The organism is Bradyrhizobium icense, from assembly GCF_001693385.1.
Classification (GTDB): Bacteria; Pseudomonadota; Alphaproteobacteria; order Rhizobiales; family Xanthobacteraceae; genus Bradyrhizobium; species Bradyrhizobium icense.
The window spans coordinates 30,519-51,105 of record NZ_CP016428.1; the positions used below are offsets into that span (position 1 = coordinate 30,519).

Sequence of the window (20,587 nt, forward strand, 5' to 3'; positions counted from 1 at the left end):
TCTCTCGTCGCCCCTGCGACCCGTCTACGCCGAAGGCTTCGCCAGGGTAGGAGCGAGGGGCGCCCATAGCCACCATCGTTGTTTTTGAGAGAAGCCGTCGCCGCTTGTGCCTCTTGCGGTCGCAGGAACGACGGCTGTCACGCGGCGAGATCCGCCACCACCGCGTCCAGCACCGGAAAACCGTCCTTCGTCACGCGCAGCCTGCCATCCGTATCGACAGTGATCGCGCCTTCCTCGCGCAGCACGGCGATGCGATGCGGATCGAGCGTGCGGCCTGACAATGCCGCATAACGTTCGGGATCGATGCCTTCGGCGAGGCGCAATCCCATCAGCAAAAATTCATCGGCGCGTTCTTCGCTGTTGAGGTAGTCGTCGGTGACGACGCCGTGGCCGTTGGCCTCGACGCGCATCAACCAGGCTTCCGGGCGCTTCTCGGTCGCGGTCGCGTGTCGCGCGCCGTCGATGTCGAGGCGGCCATGTGCGCCGGGGCCGATGCCGGCATATTCCTCGCCGCGCCAGTAGACGAGATTGTGCTGGCATTCCGCCCCTTCACGGGCGTGATTGGAAATCTCGTAGGCCGGCAAGCCATGATGTGCGCAGACTTCCTGCGTCACGTCGTACAGCGCACGCGCCACCGCCTCGTCTGGTGTCTTGAGTTTGCCCGCCGCGTGCAGGCCGAAGAACGGCGTGCCTTCCTCGATGGTGAGTTGGTAGAGCGAGAGATGCTCGGCGGCTTCAGAGATCGCGAGCTTCAGTTCATCCGCCCACATCTGCGGAGTCTGGTCGGGGCGGGCGTAGATCAGGTCGAATGAGTAGCGGTCGAACGCAGTGCGCGCGATCGCGACCGCATCGAGCGCCTCGCGCGCAGTATGCAGCCGTCCGAGCGCCTTCAGCGAGGCGTCGTCGAGCGCCTGTACGCCAAGCGAGACGCGATTGACGCCGGCTGCGCGGTAGCCGCGAAACCGCGTCGCTTCCACGCTGGTGGGGTTGGCTTCGAGCGTGACCTCGACATTGCCGGCGACGCGCCAGTGCTTGCCGATCGCATCCAAAATCGCGGCGACGGTCTGCGGCTGCATCAAGGACGGCGTGCCGCCGCCGAGAAAGATCGACGTCACGGTCCGCCCCGGTGCGCGCGCCGCCGTGGTTTCGATCTCTCGCGCGAACGCGCGCGCAAAACGTTGCTCGTCGATGGGTGCGTGGCGGACGTGGCTGTTGAAATCGCAATAGGGGCATTTCGACAGGCAGAACGGCCAGTGCACGTAGACGCCGAAGGCGTCCTTGGGGCGGGGGCGCTCGCGACTAGCCAAGGCAGATCTCCGCCAGTTTGACGAAAGCCCGTGCCCGGTGCGACAGGCCCAGTCCGAGCGGCGGCAGCCCGTGCTTTTCGATCGAACTCATCTCGCCAAAGGTCCGCGTATGCCCGTCGGGCAGGAATGCCGGATCATAGCCGAAACCGGCGGTGCCGCGCGGCGGCCAGACCAGGGTTCCATCGGCGCGGGCCTCGACCTCTTCGAGATGGCCGTCGGGCCAGGCGACGCAGAGCGCGGAAACGAAATGCGCCTTGCGTTTCTCGGGCGTGGTCGCGCCGCGCTCCTGCAACAGGCGCTCGATCCTTGTCATCGCCGCCATGAAATCCTTGCCCTCGCCCGCCCAGCGCGCCGAATAGATTCCCGGCGCGCCATCGAGCGCATCGACCACGAGGCCGGAATCATCGGCAAAGGCCGGCAATTGCGCGGCCTTCGCCGCCGCGATCGCCTTGATTGACGCGTTGGCCCGAAACGTCTTGCCGGTCTCTACCGGTTCGCCGAGGCCCAGTTCGCCCGCGGAGACCGCCTCAACCCCGTGCGGCGCCAGCAATTCCCGCATCTCGGCAAGTTTGCCGGGATTATGGGTCGCGATCACGAGCCGGCCGGTGATTCGACGGTGCATGTGCGATCAGACTACGCGACGGCCAGCTTCTGCAAGTCCACCAGGCGCGCGACACCCTTGCGCGCCAGTTCCATCAGCGCCAGGAACTCGTCTTGCGAAAACGGCGTCTTCTCGGCGGTGCCCTGTACCTCGATGATGCGGCCGTCGCCGGTCATGACGAAATTGGCATCGGTCTCGGCCTCGGAATCCTCGGCATAGTCGAGGTCGAGCACCGGCGTGCCCTGATAGATACCGCAGGAGATCGCGGCGACATTGTCGCGCAGCACGTTGGCTTTCAGCATGTTGCGGTTCTTCATCCAGCCGATGCAGTCGGCCAGCGCCACCCAGGCGCCGGTGATCGAGGCTGTGCGGGTGCCGCCATCGGCCTGGATCACGTCGCAATCCACCGTAATCTGACGCTCGCCGAGCGCTTCGAGGTCGACGGCTGCGCGCAAGGAGCGGCCGATCAGCCGCTGGATCTCGACCGTGCGCCCGCCCTGCTTGCCGGCCGCCGCCTCGCGGCGGGTACGCTCCAAGGTGGCGCGCGGCAGCATGCCGTATTCGGCCGTGACCCAGCCGCGGCCCTGCCCCTTCAACCAGGGCGGCAGCCGTTCTTCCAGCGTAGCGGTGACCAGCACATGGGTGTCGCCGAACTTCACCATGCAGGAACCTTCGGCATATTTGACCACGCCGCGTTCCAGCGACACGGGGCGCAACTGATCGGGCGCACGGCGGCTCGGCCGCATGAGAAATCCTTTCGAAAGTCGACGAAAATTCGTTCGCGGGTGCTTGTAGGAGGGGGAACGGGCAGCGGCAAGGGCTTTTGCCCTTGGGGGTAGAGGTTCGGTTCTGAATCAATCAGAACCGAACCTCTACCTTCTTGTTTTGACGCGTTTTCTTTACCCGAACCGGCGCCACCCCGGATCAAATCCGAGGGCATGCCTCGCTCGAAAACGCTATGCGAAGCGGACGCTTGTCATCGGCCCGCCGGATCGACAAATTAGGGGTATCAGGGAGTTAACAGTGGCCCACCACGATCCGATTGGCCTGATCGCGCCGCATGCGGGGCTCGCCCAGCTCAACGAGCGCTCGCGCGATATTTTTCGTCAAATCGTCGAGAGTTATCTCGCGACCGGCGAACCGGTTGGTTCGCGCAACATTTCGCGTCTGATCGCGGTGCCGCTGTCGCCGGCTTCGGTCCGCAATGTGATGTCGGATCTCGAGGCGCTCGGCTTGATCTATGCGCCGCATACCTCGGCCGGCCGCCTGCCCACCGAACTCGGCCTGCGCTTCTTCGTCGACGCCTTGATGCAGGTCGGCGATCTCACCGAGCCCGAGCGGGAATCGATCCAGAGCCAGCTTGCCTCCGTCGGCCGGGCGCAATCGGTCGAGGCGGCGCTCGGCGAGGCGCTGACGCGGCTGTCCGGCCTGACGCGGGCGGCTGCGGTGGTGCTGACCGCGAAATCCAATTCGCGGCTGAAGCACATCGAATTCGTCCGCCTGGAGCCGGAGCGCGCGCTGGTCGTGCTGGTCGGCGAAGACGGGCAGGTCGAAAACCGCGTGCTGGCGCTGCCGCCCGGCGTGCCTTCGTCGGCGCTGACGGAAGCGAGCAATTTTCTCAATGCGCGGATTCGCGGCCGTACGCTCGCCGAAGCGCGGCTCGAACTCGAAACCGCGATGGCGCAGAGCCGCATCGAGCTCGACCAACTGACGCAGAAGGTGATCGAGGCGGGCATCGCAAGCTGGTCGGGCGGCGAAAACGAGGACCGGCAATTGATCGTGCGCGGCCACGCCAACCTGCTGGAAGATTTGCACGCGCTGGAAGATCTCGAACGCGTCAAATCGCTGTTCGACGATCTCGAGACCAAGCGCGGCGTGATCGATCTGCTCGGCCGCGCCGAGCGCGCCGAAGGCGTGCGGATCTTCATCGGATCGGAGAACAAGTTGTTCTCGCTGTCCGGTTCCTCCACCATCATCGCGCCCTATGGCGACGCGTCGGGTCGCATCGTCGGCGTTCTCGGCGTGATCGGGCCGACCCGGCTGAACTATGCAAGGGTAATTCCAACGGTGGATTACGCCGCCCGGATCGTCAGCCGGATGCTGGGCGGCTGATCCGCCACGAATCGACCCCAATCCTGGCTGGTTGCGCTTGATTTTCGGCCCCTAAAGCACGATATCCCGCTCAGCAAATCCCCATCGAACCAGAACCGTTTTTTGAGAAGGCAGTCTTATGACCGATCCCAACCGGCCGAGTGATGACGCGGTGAACCCGGCCAACCAGACCGGCGAGCCCGTGGTCTCAAAACCCTACATCATGCCCGACGATCCCGAGGAAGGATCGGTCGAGGCGTTGATGAAGGAAGCGGCGGAAGCGCGCGACAAGATGCTCCGCACGCTGGCGGAGATGGAAAACCTGCGCAAGCGCACTGCCAAGGAAGTCGCCGACGCGCGCGCCTATGGCATCACCGGCTTCGCCCGCGACATTCTCGAAATCGCCGACAATCTGCAGCGCGCGCTCGATGCCATGCCGGCCGAAACCAAGGCCAGCGCCGATCCGGCGCTGAAGGCCTTCATCGAAGGCGTCGAGCTGACTGAGCGCTCGCTGCTGAACACGCTGGAGAAGAACGGCGTCAAGAAGTTCGATCCGTCGGGCGAGAAATTCGATCCCAATTTCCAGCAGGCGATGTACGAAGTGCCCGACCCTTCCGTTCCCGCAGGAACAGTGGTTCAGGTCGTGCAGGCCGGCTTCATGATCGGCGAACGCGTGCTGCGCCCGGCACTCGTCGGTGTGTCGAAAGGTGGCGCCAAGGCAGCGCCGGCCACTGCTCCCTCAGAGCAAAGCTAGCATCTCGTGTCCCGGACGCGGTGCGGCGTGAAACGCCGCTGCGCAGAGGCGGGACCCAAGCCGCAGCGTATGGACCCCGGATCAGCAGCGCACCACGCCGCATGCGCGGCGCGCTGCGCAGCATCCGGGGAACGCCCACAATAGGCGTTACAAAAACTGGATTCATCGGGCGCCCGACTGAATGCGCTCGACGCTGGCCTGCGCTTACAGCGGCTTCTCGTCCGCGTTCGGCCGGTACGTGCCAAAATTCCAGAGATTGCCTTCCGGATCCCGGCAGGCGAAATTGCGGCTGCCATAATCCGTATCGTGCAGTTCCATCTCGATCTTGACTCCGGAAGCCTTCACCTTGGCGTACAGCCCATCCGGATCGTCGACCGCGACGTAGAGCGCGTCGGTGCGGCGGCCATTGATATCGCCGACCAGTTTGCCGTATTCGTCGTCACTGCATTGGCCGAGCATCAGGAGCGAGGAGCCGTAGGCAAGTTCGGCATGTTGCACCGTGTCGCCGTTGCGGTAGATGACGCGTTCGGTGAAGCCGATCACGTCTTTCAGCCAGCCGATCATGGCCTCGTCATTCCGACAGCGCATCGTCGGATAGATGCGCGGCGCTTCGTTTTCGCTTCGTTGGGTCACGGAAAAACTCCTTGCGGACTGTTGCTGCGCCATTGTGCGCACGCACGGCAGTGTCGGCTTGAAGATTTGTTACCAGAGTGGTCAGGCGTCCAGTGCGTCCAGCGAGCGCAGCAGGCGGCTGTCAGTCAGCGCCAGCCGGTGGGCCCAGGCCGTTGGCGGTTCGCCGGCAAGGGTTGAAAATTCGCGGACGAGATGCGCCTGGTCGGCATAGCCGCTTTCGGCCGCTATCCCTGCCCAGCCGCTTGCCGCTCCCCTCCGCGCCAGTCGGCACGCTTCATGAAAGCGCATCATGCGGGCAACCGGCTTCGGCGCCAGACCAATCTCCGTTCGGAAGCGATCGACCAAATGCTTGCGGCTCCAGCCGATCTCTCTTGCAAGCGCAGCGATGCGCACGCCGCCCGTGCTGCGTGCCAGCCGTCCATAGGCGAAAGCGATCTCGGGCGAAGGCCGATGGCTGGCACGGCCTGCAACAAAATCCTCGACCAGATCGAAGCGATCCTGCCAGCGGGCTATAGCACCGAGCCGATCGCGCAGCTCACGCCCTTCGCGGCCCAGCACGTCGCCGATGTCGACCATGCGCGCGGCGAGATCGACGACGGCGCCGCCAAAGAAGCGATAGGCGCCGAGCGGCGTGAAATCGACCTGCACGCATTCGGCGCCGCCATCGGATTCGATATGAACCGGGCCGGCATAAAGCCCGGCGGCGAAGCTCGGCTGCCGGTCGGCGGCGTCAGGCTCGCGCCCGAGCGCAATCAGGAACGGCGTGCCGAAGCTGATGATCAGCGGCACCACCAGGCCGGCGGCTTCGCGCTGGACAAACCGGCCGCGCGCCGTTTCGCGATAACCGGTCATGCCAGTGATCAGGCCCGCGATGCGCTGTGACGGCGCACGACGGATTATCTCGAACGCGAATGGAGCCGCTGGACCTGACATCCCAAGCCTCTGAACTGGGCGAACGAACGCGCTAGCCTGCGATGTCCCCCGACTGAATGCGCTTGACGCCCGCCTTGGTCATGTCGGCCCAGGCTTGTGCGAGCGAGCCCTGGGTGTCGATGCCGCGGCAGGCGTCCTCGATCACATAGGTCTCGAAGCCCGCCTTGCGAGCGTCGAGCGCGCTCCATGCCACGCAGAAGTCGGTGGCGAGGCCGGCGAGGAAAACCCGCTTCACCTCGCGCGCCTTCAGGTAGGCGGCGAGCCCCGTCGTGGTCTTGCCGTCGGCCTCGGTGAAGGCCGAATAGCTGTCGATTCCCTTGTGAAATCCCTTGCGGATGACGAGGCCGGCATGCGGGATCGAAAGGTCCTTCGACAGCGAGGCGCTCTCGGTGCCCTGCACGCAGTGCTCGGGCCACAGCACCTGCCTGCCGTAGGGTAGATCGATGGTTTCGAACGGCTTCCGGCCGGAATGGGATGTGGCGAACGAGATATGGCCCGGCGTGTGCCAGTCCTGCGTCAGCACCACATTGGCAAAACTCTCGGCGATGCGGTTGATGACGGGAACGACCTGATCGCCGTCATTGACCGCGAGGCTGCCGCCGGGCAGAAAATCGTTCTGCACGTCGATGACGAGCAGCGCGGATGCGTCGTCAGGTTCGATCGGTGCGTTCCAAAGCGCCGTTGGAGCGAGGGCAGCGATGGACGTCGCACTGAGCGCTGTCAGAACCAGCCAGCGATCGAGCATCGTGCTTCTCCCGGTTGTGAACCCGACGGGGAAAGGCTAGTTCCACGCATGTGCGAACGAAAGCCCGAAATTGCGGCGCGGCCCGCAAATTTCGCGATCAGGTCCGCGGATGGATTCCGTCGCGCACGGCGCGGAATCGTGGAAAGGCCTTGGTCCAGTCGTCGCGCGGCGAAGAGCCGATGATGCGCATCGAGGTCTGCGAGCCGAACCGCAGCCACTGCACGATCGTCACCGGCGTGTTGTCCTTGCCGCTGATGGCATCGATGCGCGTCTCGTAGCCGGGCTGGCCATCGATGCGGACCGGCTCGGACATCGTGATGCGCCCGTCGCGTACGCCGGGAATGGTTGTCGCGATCTGCTGGGCAAAGCGGCCGCGATCGTCAGGCGATGCCGCCGTCGAGCCGATCAGGCCGATGATCATGAAGGGCGCGATCTCGAAGCCTTTCTTTTCGTCGCTGTCGGAAAGGATCAGGGCCGCTCCCGGCGCCAGTGTGCGGACGTTCTTGAAGCTCGAGAGTTCGCTGATCTTGAACGGCATCAGCCCGAGCTGCTCGTCGATCGGCACCTCGTTGCGGATCACGGCGGATGCAAACATCTGGCGCACGGCATCGTCGGTATAGATCTTCGAGGCGTTCTCCGGCACCTGCACGGCGACGTAGCCCGAGAAGGTGGGGCCGGGCAGGATCATGGAATAGCGGCGCACGTTGGTGGCGCCGTCCTTGGCATTTTCGGCGGTGTAGTAGGCGAGTCCCGCTTTGGTCTCGATGCTCTCCGGCTTGATGCCGCCAGTGCCGCCGGGATTGGCCTTGAAGGCATTGGCGACCTCGCCATAGGCTTCCGCGGGCAGGTCCGCGACCAGCACCTTGACGCCCTTATCCTCGGTCTCGAAGCCGATGAAGGATTTGGCCTTGTTGAGGCCGACCAGCGGCGTCATGCCGACCCTGGCGCCCGGCGGAAAGACCGGATCGGCGGCAAACGCGGAAGCGGCAACGGCAGAAGATATGGCGGCGACGATCAGGGCAACCGCAGCGAAGTAGCGAAGGGGCTTCATGGAGGATCTACCGGGTTTGCATGGAGGCCGCTCAGTGGGCCGGACGATGCAGCGCGTGGAATCTCTAGTCGTATCTCTGGGCCTGTTGGGTACGACAGCGTCGTTCCAGTCGGCCCGCTTTTAGCGGTTTTGACGTCCCTGCAACAGGGCTGGGTAGGCGTCCGTTCCCCCGTTACGTTCCGATATCTCGGCTTTTTTGCGGGTTTCTGCCCGGTCTTCGGGCTCTTTTTGAGGCGCCTCCAGCGGCCAAATACCGCTCCCCCTCGGACGCGTCCCGAGCCCACTCGATAGGCCGATACCCAATTGCTGCGCAACGTCTCCGCGGCGCGATCGACGAGCGGCCTTGCCGATTTCTTAATCGCGCTCCGGGCACAGGCCCCGAGCCGCCCGGGTTGACACATTCTTCCAAACGTCAGGCTTTTCAGGCCCTAAGCTTGCGTTCGGTCCTTGCAGGCCTAACCCACCCTCCTATATGAGGCTCACCGTCGCAATATCGCGAGTATTTGAACGTTGGGGGTTCGGTTAGGTGCGCCGTCCAGGGCCCAGCCAACCTGCCGCAAAAAGAAGGATATGAGGACCATGGGAAAGGTCATTGGGATCGATCTCGGCACCACGAATTCGTGCGTCGCCGTAATGGATGGCAAGACTGCAAAAGTCATCGAGAACGCGGAAGGCATGCGCACCACGCCTTCGATCGTTGCCGTCACCGATGACGGCGAGCGCCTCGTCGGCCAGCCCGCCAAGCGCCAGGCGGTGACCAATCCCGAGCGGACGTTCTTCGCGGTGAAGCGCCTGATCGGCCGCCGCTACGACGACCCGATGGTCGAGAAGGACAAGAAGCTCGTTCCCTACAAGATCGTCAAGGCATCGAACGGCGACGCCTGGGTCGAAGCCGACGGCAAGACCTATTCGCCCTCGCAGGTCTCCGCCTTCATCCTGCAGAAGATGAAGGAGACCGCGGAAGCCCATCTCGGGCAGAAGGTCGAGCAGGCCGTCATCACCGTCCCCGCCTACTTCAACGACGCGCAGCGTCAGGCCACCAAGGACGCCGGCAAGATCGCCGGTCTCGAAGTGCTGCGCATCATCAACGAGCCGACGGCGGCAGCGCTCGCCTACGGTCTCGACAAATCGAAATCCGGCACGATTGCGGTTTACGACCTCGGCGGCGGCACCTTCGACGTCTCGATTTTGGAAATCGGCGACGGCGTGTTCGAGGTGAAGTCGACCAATGGCGATACCTTCCTCGGCGGTGAAGATTTCGACATGCGCCTGGTCGGTTATCTCGCCGATGAATTCCAGAAGGAGCAGGGCATCAACCTGCGCAACGACAAGCTCGCCCTGCAGCGCCTGAAGGAGGCCGCTGAAAAGGCCAAGATCGAGCTGTCCTCGACGACGCAGACCGAAATCAACCTGCCCTTCATCACGGCGGACCAGACCGGGCCGAAGCATCTGACGATGAAGTTGACGCGCGCCAAGTTCGAAGCTCTGGTCGACGATCTCGTCCAGAAGACCATCGAGCCGTGCCGCAAGGCGCTGAAGGACGCAGGCCTCACCGCCGCCGAAATCGGCGAGGTGGTGCTGGTCGGCGGCATGACCCGCATGCCGAAGGTCCAGGAAGTCGTGAAGCAGTTGTTCGGCAAGGAGCCGCACAAGGGCGTCAACCCGGATGAAGTCGTCGCCATCGGTGCGGCGATTCAGGCCGGCGTGCTGCAGGGTGACGTCAAGGACGTGCTGTTGCTCGACGTGACGCCGCTGTCGCTCGGCATCGAGACGCTGGGTGGCGTGTTCACCCGCATCATCGACCGCAACACCACGATCCCGACCAAGAAGAGCCAGGTGTTCTCGACCGCCGAGGACAACCAGAACGCCGTCACCATCCGCGTCTTCCAGGGCGAGCGTGAAATGGCGGCCGACAACAAGGTGCTCGGTCAGTTCGACCTGATGGGCATTCCGCCGGCGCCGCGCGGCATGCCGCAGATCGAGGTCACCTTCGACATCGACGCCAACGGCATCGTCAACGTCTCGGCCAGGGACAAGGCGACCGGCAAGGAGCAGCAGATCCGGATTCAGGCATCCGGCGGCCTGTCGGAGGCCGACATCCAGAAGATGGTCAAGGACGCCGAAGCCAATGCGGCCGAGGACAAGAAGCGCCGCGAGGCTGTCGACGCCAAGAACCATGCCGACGCACTGGTGCATTCCACCGAGAAGGCGCTGGCCGAACACGGTTCGAAGGTCGAGGAAAGCGAGCGCCGCGCCATCGAGGACGCCGTCAGCGATCTGAAGGAAGCGCTGAAGGGCGACGACGCCGAGGCCATCAAGGCCAAGACCAACACGCTGGCGCAGGCTTCGATGAAGCTCGGCGAGGCCATGTACAAGCAGCAGGCCGAGGCGGACGCCAAGCGGGATGCTGCCAAGGATGACGTGGTCGACGCGGAGTTCACCGAGGTCGACGACGACAAGAACAACAAGAAGTCGGCATAAGCGGGCTTTCGATCATGACCCTCATCCAAAAGAGCGCACGGCTCGCGTTCGATGGGTGGGGGTCATTTTTCTTTAAGCCGATGGCGGCATCTTCGATTGAAGGTGCTTTCGGCATGAAGACGAATTTCGGGCGGGTTTGACTGATGTCCACCAAGCGCTGCTACTACGAAACCCTGGAAGTCGAGCGGAACGCGGACGAATCCAAGCTCAAGTCGGCCTTCCGCAAGCTCGCGATGAAATGGCATCCGGACAGGAATCCAGGCGATGCCGCCAGCGAAATTAAATTCAAGGAAATCAACGAGGCCTATGAAGTCCTGAAAGACGGCGAGAAGCGCGCCGCCTATGACCGCTACGGCCACGCCGCGTTCGAGCAAGGCATGGGCGGTGGCGGTCCTGGATTCGGTGCGGGCTTTGCCTCGTCGTTCTCTGATATTTTCGAGGACCTGTTCGGCATGGCCGGGCAGCGCGGGCGCGGCGGCGGACGCGAGCGCGGCGCCGATCTGCGCTACAACATGGAAATCACGCTGGAGGAAGCCTACCTCGGCAAGACCGCGCAGATCGAGATTCCGGTCTCGGTCACCTGCGAGCCCTGTTCGGGCACCGGCGCCAAGGCCGGCACCAAGCCGAAGACCTGCGCGATGTGCGGCGGCGCCGGCCGCGTCCGTCAGGCCCAGGGCTTCTTCACGCTGGAGCGGACCTGCCCCGGCTGTCAGGGCCGCGGCCAGATGATCGAGGACGCCTGCCCGAATTGCTCGGGCACGGGACGGGTGACGCGCGACCGCACGCTGTCGGTCAACATTCCGCAGGGGGTCGAGGACGGCACGCGTATCCGGCTGGCCGGCGAAGGCGAGGCCGGCGTCCGCGGCGGCCCGCCCGGCGACCTCTACATTTTCCTGTCGCTGGCGACCCACGAATTCTTCCAGCGCGATGGCGCCGATTTGCACTGCCGGGTTCCGATCTCGATGGTCGCGGCCGCACTCGGCGGCGAATTTGAGGTGCCCACCATCGACAAGGGCAAGACCAAGGTGAAGGTGCCGGCGGGAACGCAGTCCGGCCGCCGTTTCCGCATTGCATCAAAGGGCATGCCGGTGCTGCGCTCGCGCCAGACCGGCGATATGTATGTCCAGGTTATGGTCGAAACGCCGCAGAATCTGACCAAGAAGCAGCAGGAACTGCTCGCCGAATTCGAAAAGCTGTCCTCCGGGGCAACCCAGCCGGAGGCGCTGGGCTTCTTCACCAAGGTCAAAGACTTCTTCGGCTCCCGCGCGGGCTCCTGAACCCTACGCATGTCGCCCGGGCGAGCGCAGTTCCTCGCCTGTCAGTCATGATTCATTCAGCTTGCACAGTGTGTTATCGCCGGATCGCGGGGACTTCGGCGCGGCCGACGCATTACCGTTTGGCTTGACCGTATCCCCGTCGACCTATACGTGTTTATGACTGTTTTCTGACATCCCCGCTCGTGGGCGGGTCCCGCCTGGTAGCGACATGCCTTTGCAATCGTCCGTGCGTGCGTTGAAGAAGCCTCGTCTCGACGATGAGGTGCGCTTCCTTCGGTCATGGATTGAAAAGCCGCTGCACATGGGCGCGGTGATGCCGTCGAGCAAAGTGCTCGCCCGCACCATGGCGCAATATGTCGACGTCTTGTCCGAAGGACCGGTCGTCGAACTTGGGCCCGGGACCGGCGCGATCACCAACGCGCTGATCGAACACGGTGTCGATCAGAAGCGGCTCGTGCTGGTCGAATATAATCCGGGCTTCTGCGCGCTGCTGCGCGACCGCTATCCTCAGGCCAAGGTCGTGCAGGGCGATGCCTATACGCTCCGCGCTTCGCTTGGAGATGCGCTGGATGCGCCGGCGTCTGCCGTGATCTCCGGCCTGCCGCTCGTGACAAAACCGATGCTGACCCGCCTGAAGCTGATCCGCGACGCCTTCATGGCGCTTGCGCCCGGCGCGCCCTTCATACAGTTCACCTATTCGGTCGCTCCGCCGATCCCGAAATCGCTGCCGGGCGTGTCCACAGAAGCTTCCGAGCGGATCTGGATGAACCTTCCGCCCGCCCGGGTCTGGGTGTATCGCAAGGGCTAAGCCGCCCGCTGTCGCGCGGCCGGTTAGCCCCGAGTGCGATTTCCAAGTATGTCCGCGCTGAAAATCCTTGTGATCCCAGGATCGCTCCGCACCGGCTCGCTCAATGCGAGGCTGGCGGCCGTCGCTGCGCACGAGCTGGCGCAGGCGGGCGCGGAAGTCACCCGCATCTCCCTGGTTGATTTCCCGCTGCCGATCTATGACGGCGATCTGCAGGCGAAATCGGGTGTGCCAAAAAACGCGGTCAACCTCAAGCGCATGATGGCGGCCCATCACGGCGTGCTGATGGTGACGCCGGAATACAATTCCTCGGTGCCGGCGCTGGTGAAAAATACCATCGACTGGGTGAGCCGGGTGCAGGACGCGCACGAGACCCGCGGCCAGGTGTTTCGCGATCGGGTGTTTGCGATTGCGTCGGCTTCCGGTAATCGGCTCGGCGGCGCCCGCGCGCTGGCCGCGCTGCGGCTGATCCTGTCGGCGTGTCATGCAACCGTGATACCGAACCAGTTCGCGCTGGCGTTCGCCGAGGATGCCTATGACGAGATGGACCGCCTGAAGAACGCCGCTGATGCCGAGGGGCTGAAAGCTCTGGTGCGGCAGTTGATCGATATTTCCCAACGCATGATGTGAGGTGACATGCAGCCAGCCGACATCGATCCGAAGGACCGCCTGATCGTCGCGCTCGATTTGCCCGGGGTGACTGAAGCGGAAGCGATGATTGCGCGGCTCGGCGACAGCGTGAGCTTCTACAAAATCGGCTATCAGCTCGCCTATGCCGGCGGATTGCCGCTGGCGCAGCAACTGGCGAAATCAGGCAAGAAGGTTTTTATCGATCTCAAGCTGCACGACATCGGCAATACGGTGGCGCGCGGCGTCGAGAGCGTGGCGAAGCTCGGCGCGACCTTCCTCACCGTGCATGCTTATCCGCAGACCATGAAAGCCGCGGTTGAGGCGCGCCAAGGCTCGGGTCTGAAGATTCTCGCCGTTACCGTGCTGACCTCTTATGACGACGGCGACCTGCACGCCGCCGGCTATCGTCTCAACGTCTCCGATCTGGTCGAGGCGCGGGCCCAGCAGGCGCAGGTGCTCGGCGTCGACGGCCTCGTCAGCTCGCCGGAAGAGGCGGCCGCGTTGCGCAAGATCGTCGGCCACCAGATGAACCTGGTGACGCCGGGCATCCGCCCTGCAGGGGCTGCGACCGGCGACCAGAAGCGCATCATGACACCGGCGCGGGCGATTGCCGCGGGTGCAGACTATCTGGTGGTCGGACGGCCGGTGACGGAAGCGGCCGATCCCAAGGCGGCGGCGGACGCTATTCAGGCGGAAATCAAGCAGGCGTTGGTATAGTAGAATTGGCGGCAAGAAACGGAGAAGTGAGATGGCCAAGGGATACTGGATCGGACGTGTCGACGTGAACAATGACGAGGGCTACAAGCCCTATGCTGCGGCCAATCTCGCAATCTTCAAGAAATTCGGCGGGCGCTATGTCGTCCGCGGCGGCCAGTTTACCGCGGTCGAAGGCCAATGCCGCTCGCGCAATGTGGTGATCGAATTCGACAGCTATGAGAAAGCGCTGGCCTGCTACAATTCGCCGGAATACCAGGACAACATCAAGGTGCGGCAGCCGCACTCGATCGCTGAGCTCATCGTCATCGAGGGCTATGACGGTCCGCAGCCCTGAGCAGGCCGGAATGTCGATTTCCTTCCGTTGTGCCCGGGACTAGCCTGGCCACGACGGCTGATAGGGCCCCGGTCGGTTGCCGGAACGGCCTCGTCCCGCTATAGGGCGTGCAGAGGTAAAAGCCATGGCCGATATGCGATTGATCGTAGCGGGGGCCGGCGGCCGGATGGGCCGCGCGCTGGTGCGCGTCATTTCGGAAACGCCGGGCACGGTTCTGGCCGGCGCGCTGGAAGCGCCGGGCTCGGAACTTCTGGGCAAGGATGCCGGCGTGCTCGCGGGTCTGCCGGCCAATGGCGTCATGTTGTCGGCCGACCTCTGGACATTGTCTGCCAATGCCGACGGCATTCTGGATTTCACCGTGCCGGCCGCCACCATCGCCAATGTCGCGATCGCCGCCGAACGCGGACTCGTGCACATCGTCGGAACCACCGGCCTGTCGGTCTCGGACATGGCGGTCATCAAGAGCGTCACCTCGCGCGCGGTCGTCGTGCAGTCCGGCAATATGAGCCTCGGCATCAATCTGCTCGCCGCGTTGGTCAAGCGCGTCGCGCAGTCGCTGGACGAAAGTTTCGATATCGAAATCGTCGAGATGCACCACAAGGCCAAGATCGACGCGCCCTCGGGCACCGCCTTCCTGCTCGGTGAAGCCGCCGCGGCCGGCCGCGGCATCGACCTGCACGCCCGCTCCGCGCGCGGCCGCGACGGGCATACCGGCGCGCGGCGGCCGGGCGACATCGGCTTTGCCGCACTGCGCGGCGGCACCGTCACCGGCGATCACAGCGTGATCTTCGCAGGTCCGATGGAGCGGATCGAACTGACCCACCGCGCCGAGGACCGGACCATGTTCGCGCAGGGCGCCGTCAAGGCGGCGCTGTGGGCGCGGGGCAAGGCACCGGGCTTCTACACGATGACCGACGTGCTCGGGTTGGCCGACTTCTAACCATCGAAAAACGGAATCCTGGAATGAGCGATCGTCTTCTCGTGCTCGTGCGGCACGGCCAGAGCGACTGGAATTTGAAGAACCTGTTCACCGGCTGGAAGGACCCCGACCTCTCCGAACTCGGTATCTCCGAGGCAAAGGAGGCCGGCCGCAAGTTGAAGGCGCAGGGACTGACGTTCGATGTCGCGTTCACGTCCGTCCTGACGCGCGCTCAGCATACGCTGAAGCTGATGCTCGCCGAGATTGGGCAGACCGGGCTGCCGACCAAATGCGATCTGGCGCTCAACGAACGCGATTACGGCGACCTGTCGGGACTCAACAAGGATGACGCCCGCAAGAAGTGGGGCGAGGAACAGGTCTTGATCTGGCGCCGCTCCTACGACGTGCCGCCGCCCGGCGGCGAAAGCCTCAAGGATACGCTGGCACGCACGCTACCCTATTACGTGCAGGAGATTCTGCCCGGCGTACTGCGCGGCGAACGCACGCTGGTCGCCGCCCACGGCAATTCGCTGCGCGCGCTGATCATGGTGCTGGAGAAGCTGACGCCCGAGCAGATCCTGAAGCGTGAACTCGCGACCGGTGCGCCGGTGATCTACCGGCTCAATGCCGATTCGACGGTCGCGTCGAAGCTCGATCTGGCGGCTTGAGGGCAGATTGTAGGGGTGGGAAAACGTGCACTTGCGCCGTGCCCATCATCTATCCGCATCATCAGCCTGAATGGTGGGCACGCTTCGCTTTGCCCACCCTACAACGTCAATGCAATCCGACTTGCCCGGCTTCCCAGCCGAGCATCGCCTGCTTGCGCGTGATGCCCCAGTGATAGCCGGTTAGCGCGCCGCCCTTGCCGAGCGCGCGATGGCAGGGCACCACGAACGACACCGGGTTGCGGCCGACCGCGGCGCCGACCGCGCGCGAGGCTTTCGGGCTTTTGATCTTGGTGGCGATGTCGGAATAACAGACCGCGCGGCCCATCGGGATCTTCAACAGCGTCTCCCACACCCGCACCTCGAAATCGGTGCCGATCAGCACCACGCGCAGCGGCTGGTCCGGCCGCCACAGCCGCGTATCGAAGATGCGTTGTGCGAGGCCGACGGTGCCGTCATGGTCCTCGACATAGGTCGCATTCGGCCAGCGCCGCTTCATGTCGGCGAACGCCGTCGGCTCGTCGCCGGGATCGGCGAAGGCTAGTCCCGCAAGGCCCCGCTCGCTCGCGATCACGATCGCGGTGCCGAACGGCGAGGCATGGAAACCGTAACGCAGCGTCATACCGGCGCCGCCGTTTTTCCATTCGCCCGGCGACATCGCTTCATGGGTGACGAAGAGATCATGCAGCCGGCCCGGGCCTGACAGCCCCGAGTCGAGCGCGGCATCGAGCACGCTCGCGGAACCGCGCAACAAGCCCTTCGCATGATCCAGGGTAAGCGCCTGCATAAAGGCCTTCGGCGTCAGCCCGGCCCAGCGGCGAAACAGATGGTGCAACTCGTCCGGCGTCACGGCGGCGGCATCCGCCATCGCCTCGATGGTTGGCTGCGTGCGCCAGTGTTCCGAGATGAACGCGATGGCGCGGCGCACCGAGTCGTAATCGCGCAGCGCGGCCGCGTGATGGAGGCCCGGCTTGGCCAGGCGCTGGTCTTGTATGGCTGATATCATCTTGGGGTCTGATTTAGGGCGCATACGGCCTCCAAACCACCCGATTTCTGACAAGCACCTCAAGCCACCGGATTATAGGTTGGCCCGCGCTTGGCGACCTGTAATGCAGCCAGTAAGGCTTTGGCAAAGCTGGCTTTTTCGTCGGGACCCAGAACCTGGCCGATCGACAGCCGGCGGCCGCGGGAGACCAGATAGATTCGCTCGATGCCGAACTCCGGGTCGCCGGTCTGCTCCAACTGTACCCAGAGCGGGTTGCACGACCATTCCATCAAATGGCCGCGATGGCTGACCCGCCGGACGCGCAACTCCGTTGGCGTCACCATGATGTCCTCGGTGGCATCAGCGCTGCGAAAATTGACCCGGAACGCCCAGTAGATCACCAGCGCGTCGAGGCCGAAGAAGCCGACCACTGGCCAGGCGCCCATCAGCAAAAATGCGATGCCGGCAACAAAGCTCACGCCACTGATGAAAATCATCAGCACCAAAAAGCCGGTGCGGTTGAGCGAGCGATGCGGCGTCACCCGCGCCGAAAACAGCGTCGGCTGGTCAAGCTCCGGATCAAAGTCGTTGCCTGCGGTCATCGCGTATCAGTATATCCCCGATCATGGCCAAAATCATCCGCGCTTCCGGCGCCAAGACCAGTGTTTCGTCCGTGCCGAAGAAGCCGACGAAGAAGGGCACCAAGGCACTGCCCAGGGCGAAGAAGTCGCCGAAGCCGAAGCCTCTGAAGTCAAAACAGTGGACATCAGCCGAAATCGAGGAGGCATTCAGCCGGTTTCGCAAGGCCAATCCGGAGCCGAAGGGGGAGCTCGAACATCTCAACCCCTACACGCTGCTGGTGGCGGTGGTGCTGTCGGCGCAGGCGACCGATGCCGGCGTCAACAAGGCGACGCGCGCGCTGTTTGCGGCGGCCGATACGCCGGAGAAGATGCTGGCGCTCGGCGAAGAGAAGTTGCGTGACTATATCAGGACCATCGGCCTCTATCGCACCAAAGCGAAAAACGTCATCGCGCTATCGCAAAAGCTGATCGACGAATTCGGCGGCGAGGTGCCGCGCACGCGGGCCGAAATCGAGTCGCTGCCTGGCGCCGGCCGCAAGACGGCCAACGTCGTGCTCAACATGGCCTATGGCGAACACACGATGGCAGTGGACACGCATGTGTTTCGCGTCGGCAACCGGACGGGACTAGCGCCAGGCAACACGCCACTCGAAGTCGAATTGGGATTGGAGAAGGTGATCCCGTCCGAATTCATGCTGCACGCCCATCACTGGCTGATTCTGCATGGGCGCTATACGTGCCTGTCGCGCAAGCCGCGCTGCGAGGTGTGTCTGATCAACGATCTGTGTCGCTGGCCGGAAAAGACGGTGTAGGGGTGCGGCGCAATGCCCATGCCGTCATTGCGAGGAGCGAAGCGACGAAGCAATCCATCTATCCCCGCGTGGAGAGGTGGATTGCTTCGCTTCGCTCGCAATGACGGGCTTGAGGCGCCCTAGGCAACCGGCATCTTCCGCGCCGGTTCGATCAACTCCGGCCGCGGGCCGGAGAGGCGCTTGTGCATGTGGACCATGAAGGCCATGCCGAACAGCGGCGTCGCCAGATTGACGATCGGGATCGACACGAACGCTGCTATGAACAGGCCGGCGGTGAACACGGTCGCCGCATTGTCCTTGCGCATCGCCTTGGCTTCCGCTGGCGGCCGAAAGCGCATTGCGGCGAGTTCGAAATATTCGCGGCCCAACAGCCAGGCGGTGGCGATGAAGAAAATGAGAAAGCCTGCGCCGGCAAACAGCACGAAAGGCAGCGCGATCAGATAGACCAAGATGGTCAACAGCGCCGTCTTGATGCCCTCGGGGATCGCGACGCCGAGCGGCAGCGCGTCGCCGGGACGCTCCACCGGATAATGCTCGCGCTCGACATGTTCGGCGACATCGTCGACGAACACGCTCGCAACCAGCGAGGTGACCGCCGGCATCAAGAAGATCCCGCCGAGCACGACGCCAAGGCCGGCCGCGATCGAGATGATCCAGGAAAGGATATTGAGCGACGTGTGGAAGCCCGGGCCGAGCATCGCCTCGGCCCAGACTTCGCCGTACTCAGCGAACCAGCTCAATGCGCGCTGCAAGCCGATGGCCAGCACCGTAATCAGCACCAGCGCCATCCCGATCGAGCGCCACAGGATGGTACGCATCGGCGGCGACAGGATTTGCGAAAGCGCCTTGACGGCGGCGTCCAACATGGCGGTTCAACCTCTCGTGAGAAACCCTCGCGAGAAGTAGATATGCCGGAGCGCTTCGGCAAGAGCTTGCTCTGGTGTCTGGCGACGGCGCGACGAGCCTGGCGCCGCATGAATTGCATTTGCGTTATGCAACAGCGGGCTTGCCGTTCGACAGATTACATTTTCCCAATGTGCTGCGAAGGCCTAGTGTAGGCACAAAAGATCGGCTTGTACGGGAGAGAACTACAATGACCGGGACGGGACTGCCGCTTGACGGTGTGAGGGTCGTCGAGATGACCCATATGGTGATGGGCCCGACCTGTGGCATGATCCTCGCCCAGTTGGGCGCGGAGGTCATCAAGGTCGAGCCGCCAGCCGGCGACAAGACCCGCATCCTCGGCGGCATGGGAACCTCGTTCTTTCCGCTGTTCAACCGGGGCAAGCGCAGCGTGGTGCTCGATTTCGCTTACGCCGAAGACCGCGAGATGATGCACCGGCTGCTCGAAAGCGCCGACGTGTTTCTTGAGAATTTTCGCGACGGTCAGCTCGATAAGCAGGGGCTCGGGCCTGAGGAGCTGCGCCGCAGGCACCCGCATCTGATCGTCGTCGGCCACAAGGGGTTTCTGTCTGGTCCGTACGAGCACCGTCCGGCACTCGACGAGGTCGTGCAGATGATGTCGGGATTGGCCGCCATGACCGGCACCCGCGACAAGCCGCAGCGCGTCGGCTCCTCCGCCAACGACATTATGGGCGGCATGTTCGGCGCGATCGCCATTCTCGCTGCACTCTATCAGAAGCGCGGCGGCAACGAGGACGGCGCCGATATCCGCATCGGCCTGTTCGAGAACTGCCTGTTCCTGGTCGCTCAGCACATGGTCGAATATGAGATGACCGGCCGAAAGCCGCGCTCGATGCCGGAACGGGAGCACGCCTGGCCGATCTACGACATCTTCGACACCGCCGATGGCGATCGTATCTTCATCGGCGTCGTCACCGAGGGGCACTGGTGGAGTTTTTGCCGGGAGTTCGGGCTGCAGGAGCTCGCCGACGATCCGACGCTTGGCAATACCACCGACCGGATTCTGGCGCGCGGGAGAATCATTCCGCGTGTCACCGAAGTGATCAAGGGCTGGAAGATCGCCGATTTGTCTGCAAGGCTCGATGCGCTGAACATCGCCTATTCACCGATCAACCGCCCCGAGGACCTTTTGCGCGACCCTCACGTATTGCGCCCCGGCGGGCTCGTCCAGAACTTCAATGCCGACGGTGCGCCATTCCGCGTTCCGGCGTTGCCGGTGGAATGGAACGGCGGCAATATCGGCGAAGGGTTGAAGGTGCCGGTGCTGGGCGCCGACACCGAGGCCGTTCGCGCCGAACTCGAAAAGAAAAAGCTCTCTTCAACCGACAACGCCGCATGAGGC

Annotated in this window: 22 protein-coding genes; 12 read left to right on the top strand and 10 right to left on the bottom strand. The window is 63.9% G+C overall.

Annotation, left to right across the window (positions count from 1 at the left end):
* Positions 1-137: 137 nt before the first annotated feature.
* From hemW to rph, 3 genes are read right to left on the bottom strand one after another with little or no spacing between them, the layout of a single operon-like run.
* Positions 138-1,307, bottom strand: a complete 1,170-nt coding sequence (hemW, locus tag LMTR13_RS00180; RefSeq protein WP_065726159.1) for a radical SAM family heme chaperone HemW — start codon at positions 1,305-1,307, stop codon at positions 138-140.
* Positions 1,300-1,929: an RdgB/HAM1 family non-canonical purine NTP pyrophosphatase gene (gene rdgB, locus LMTR13_RS00185; RefSeq protein ID WP_065726160.1), complete on the bottom strand. Its 630-nt coding sequence runs from the start codon at positions 1,927-1,929 to the stop codon at positions 1,300-1,302. Before rdgB ends, hemW begins: the two co-directional genes overlap by 8 nt.
* Positions 1,930-1,940: 11 nt before the next feature.
* The gene (gene rph, locus LMTR13_RS00190) at positions 1,941-2,654 is read right to left on the bottom strand and encodes a ribonuclease PH (protein WP_065726161.1); all 714 of its coding nucleotides are present in this window, start codon (positions 2,652-2,654) and stop codon (positions 1,941-1,943) included.
* 277 nt (positions 2,655-2,931) lie between these two features.
* Here rph and hrcA point away from each other — a divergent pair, with 277 nt between their 5' ends.
* Entirely contained in the window at positions 2,932-4,020 is a 1,089-nt protein-coding gene (hrcA, locus tag LMTR13_RS00195) for a heat-inducible transcriptional repressor HrcA (protein WP_065726162.1), read from the top strand.
* Between the two features lie 118 nt (positions 4,021-4,138).
* A complete protein-coding gene (grpE, locus tag LMTR13_RS00200) occupies positions 4,139-4,753 on the top strand; it encodes a nucleotide exchange factor GrpE (protein WP_065726163.1) in 615 nt (204 codons plus the stop codon).
* A gap of 204 nt (positions 4,754-4,957) precedes the next feature.
* Here the strand turns inward: grpE and LMTR13_RS00205 are convergent, their stop codons facing one another.
* From LMTR13_RS00205 to LMTR13_RS00220, 4 genes are all read right to left on the bottom strand, one after another.
* A complete protein-coding gene (locus LMTR13_RS00205; protein ID WP_236843252.1) occupies positions 4,958-5,386 on the bottom strand; it encodes a VOC family protein in 429 nt (142 codons plus the stop codon).
* Positions 5,387-5,467: 81 nt separating this feature from the next.
* On the bottom strand, positions 5,468-6,319 hold the full coding sequence (locus tag LMTR13_RS00210; protein WP_065726165.1) for a helix-turn-helix domain-containing protein: 852 nt from the start codon (positions 6,317-6,319) through the stop codon (positions 5,468-5,470).
* Positions 6,320-6,350: 31 nt separating this feature from the next.
* A complete protein-coding gene (gene pncA / locus LMTR13_RS00215) occupies positions 6,351-7,064 on the bottom strand; it encodes a bifunctional nicotinamidase/pyrazinamidase (RefSeq protein WP_065726166.1) in 714 nt (237 codons plus the stop codon).
* A 97-nt stretch (positions 7,065-7,161) separates the two neighbouring features.
* Positions 7,162-8,115, bottom strand: coding sequence for a hypothetical protein (locus LMTR13_RS00220; protein ID WP_065726167.1), 954 nt, complete (start codon positions 8,113-8,115; stop codon positions 7,162-7,164).
* A gap of 579 nt (positions 8,116-8,694) precedes the next feature.
* On the opposite strand from LMTR13_RS00220, the gene dnaK reads away from it, so the two are divergent.
* The 8 genes from dnaK to LMTR13_RS00260 all read left to right on the top strand — a co-directional run bounded on the left by dnaK (position 8,695) and on the right by LMTR13_RS00260 (position 15,946).
* Complete coding sequence (dnaK, locus tag LMTR13_RS00225; RefSeq protein ID WP_065726168.1) at positions 8,695-10,596, top strand: molecular chaperone DnaK; 1,902 nt, start codon at positions 8,695-8,697, stop codon at positions 10,594-10,596.
* Between the two features lie 143 nt (positions 10,597-10,739).
* The gene (gene dnaJ, locus LMTR13_RS00230; protein WP_065726169.1) at positions 10,740-11,873 is read left to right on the top strand and encodes a molecular chaperone DnaJ; all 1,134 of its coding nucleotides are present in this window, start codon (positions 10,740-10,742) and stop codon (positions 11,871-11,873) included.
* A 208-nt stretch (positions 11,874-12,081) separates the two neighbouring features.
* Entirely contained in the window at positions 12,082-12,681 is a 600-nt protein-coding gene (locus LMTR13_RS00235) for a class I SAM-dependent methyltransferase (protein ID WP_065726170.1), read from the top strand.
* A gap of 48 nt (positions 12,682-12,729) precedes the next feature.
* Positions 12,730-13,308 (top strand): NADPH-dependent FMN reductase, encoded by a 579-nt coding sequence (locus tag LMTR13_RS00240; RefSeq protein WP_065726171.1) that lies wholly within the window; start codon positions 12,730-12,732, stop codon positions 13,306-13,308.
* A gap of 6 nt (positions 13,309-13,314) precedes the next feature.
* A complete protein-coding gene (gene pyrF, locus LMTR13_RS00245) occupies positions 13,315-14,025 on the top strand; it encodes an orotidine-5'-phosphate decarboxylase (RefSeq protein ID WP_065726172.1) in 711 nt (236 codons plus the stop codon).
* A 31-nt stretch (positions 14,026-14,056) separates the two neighbouring features.
* A complete protein-coding gene (locus LMTR13_RS00250; RefSeq protein WP_065726173.1) occupies positions 14,057-14,359 on the top strand; it encodes a DUF1330 domain-containing protein in 303 nt (100 codons plus the stop codon).
* A gap of 124 nt (positions 14,360-14,483) precedes the next feature.
* Positions 14,484-15,299, top strand: coding sequence for a 4-hydroxy-tetrahydrodipicolinate reductase (dapB, locus tag LMTR13_RS00255; protein WP_065726174.1), 816 nt, complete (start codon positions 14,484-14,486; stop codon positions 15,297-15,299).
* Positions 15,300-15,322: 23 nt separating this feature from the next.
* Positions 15,323-15,946: a 2,3-bisphosphoglycerate-dependent phosphoglycerate mutase gene (locus LMTR13_RS00260; RefSeq protein ID WP_065726175.1), complete on the top strand. Its 624-nt coding sequence runs from the start codon at positions 15,323-15,325 to the stop codon at positions 15,944-15,946.
* A gap of 106 nt (positions 15,947-16,052) precedes the next feature.
* Here the strand turns inward: LMTR13_RS00260 and LMTR13_RS00265 are convergent, their stop codons facing one another.
* Entirely contained in the window at positions 16,053-16,949 is an 897-nt protein-coding gene (locus LMTR13_RS00265) for a methylated-DNA--[protein]-cysteine S-methyltransferase (protein WP_065726176.1), read from the bottom strand.
* A 59-nt stretch (positions 16,950-17,008) separates the two neighbouring features.
* Positions 17,009-17,530: a DUF2244 domain-containing protein gene (locus tag LMTR13_RS00270; protein ID WP_065726177.1), complete on the bottom strand. Its 522-nt coding sequence runs from the start codon at positions 17,528-17,530 to the stop codon at positions 17,009-17,011.
* Between the two features lie 23 nt (positions 17,531-17,553).
* Here LMTR13_RS00270 and nth point away from each other — a divergent pair, with 23 nt between their 5' ends.
* Entirely contained in the window at positions 17,554-18,321 is a 768-nt protein-coding gene (nth, locus tag LMTR13_RS00275; protein WP_065726178.1) for an endonuclease III, read from the top strand.
* Between the two features lie 119 nt (positions 18,322-18,440).
* Here nth and LMTR13_RS00280 read toward each other — a convergent pair whose 3' ends face one another.
* A complete protein-coding gene (locus tag LMTR13_RS00280) occupies positions 18,441-19,187 on the bottom strand; it encodes a sulfate transporter family protein (RefSeq protein ID WP_065726179.1) in 747 nt (248 codons plus the stop codon).
* 227 nt (positions 19,188-19,414) lie between these two features.
* On the opposite strand from LMTR13_RS00280, the gene LMTR13_RS00285 reads away from it, so the two are divergent.
* Positions 19,415-20,584 carry a CaiB/BaiF CoA transferase family protein gene (locus LMTR13_RS00285; RefSeq protein WP_065726180.1) on the top strand — a complete coding sequence of 390 codons (1,170 nt, stop codon included), beginning with the start codon at positions 19,415-19,417 and terminating at the stop codon, positions 20,582-20,584.
* Positions 20,585-20,587: the final 3 nt, after the last annotated feature.

Bases quoted from the DNA above. Each gene is read 5' to 3' on its own strand.
- LMTR13_RS00220 (WP_065726167.1), bottom strand. From the start codon at position 8,115: ATGAAGCCCCTTCGCTACTTCGCTGCGGTTGCCCTGATCGTCGCCGCC.
- LMTR13_RS00280 (WP_065726179.1), bottom strand. From the start codon at position 19,187: ATGTTGGACGCCGCCGTCAAGGCGCTTTCGCAAATCCTGTCGCCGCCG.
- LMTR13_RS00260 (WP_065726175.1), top strand. From the start codon at position 15,323: ATGAGCGATCGTCTTCTCGTGCTCGTGCGGCACGGCCAGAGCGACTGG.
- dapB (WP_065726174.1), top strand. From the start codon at position 14,484: ATGGCCGATATGCGATTGATCGTAGCGGGGGCCGGCGGCCGGATGGGC.
- LMTR13_RS00285 (WP_065726180.1), top strand. From the start codon at position 19,415: ATGACCGGGACGGGACTGCCGCTTGACGGTGTGAGGGTCGTCGAGATG.
- rph (WP_065726161.1), bottom strand. From the start codon at position 2,654: ATGCGGCCGAGCCGCCGTGCGCCCGATCAGTTGCGCCCCGTGTCGCTG.
- nth (WP_065726178.1), top strand. From the start codon at position 17,554: ATGGCCAAAATCATCCGCGCTTCCGGCGCCAAGACCAGTGTTTCGTCC.
- LMTR13_RS00265 (WP_065726176.1), bottom strand. From the start codon at position 16,949: ATGATATCAGCCATACAAGACCAGCGCCTGGCCAAGCCGGGCCTCCAT.
- LMTR13_RS00240 (WP_065726171.1), top strand. From the start codon at position 12,730: ATGTCCGCGCTGAAAATCCTTGTGATCCCAGGATCGCTCCGCACCGGC.
- LMTR13_RS00210 (WP_065726165.1), bottom strand. From the start codon at position 6,319: ATGTCAGGTCCAGCGGCTCCATTCGCGTTCGAGATAATCCGTCGTGCG.
- dnaJ (WP_065726169.1), top strand. From the start codon at position 10,740: ATGTCCACCAAGCGCTGCTACTACGAAACCCTGGAAGTCGAGCGGAAC.
- LMTR13_RS00235 (WP_065726170.1), top strand. From the start codon at position 12,082: ATGCCTTTGCAATCGTCCGTGCGTGCGTTGAAGAAGCCTCGTCTCGAC.
- LMTR13_RS00250 (WP_065726173.1), top strand. From the start codon at position 14,057: ATGGCCAAGGGATACTGGATCGGACGTGTCGACGTGAACAATGACGAG.
- LMTR13_RS00270 (WP_065726177.1), bottom strand. From the start codon at position 17,530: ATGACCGCAGGCAACGACTTTGATCCGGAGCTTGACCAGCCGACGCTG.
- rdgB (WP_065726160.1), bottom strand. From the start codon at position 1,929: ATGCACCGTCGAATCACCGGCCGGCTCGTGATCGCGACCCATAATCCC.
- pncA (WP_065726166.1), bottom strand. From the start codon at position 7,064: ATGCTCGATCGCTGGCTGGTTCTGACAGCGCTCAGTGCGACGTCCATC.
- dnaK (WP_065726168.1), top strand. From the start codon at position 8,695: ATGGGAAAGGTCATTGGGATCGATCTCGGCACCACGAATTCGTGCGTC.
- grpE (WP_065726163.1), top strand. From the start codon at position 4,139: ATGACCGATCCCAACCGGCCGAGTGATGACGCGGTGAACCCGGCCAAC.
- pyrF (WP_065726172.1), top strand. From the start codon at position 13,315: ATGCAGCCAGCCGACATCGATCCGAAGGACCGCCTGATCGTCGCGCTC.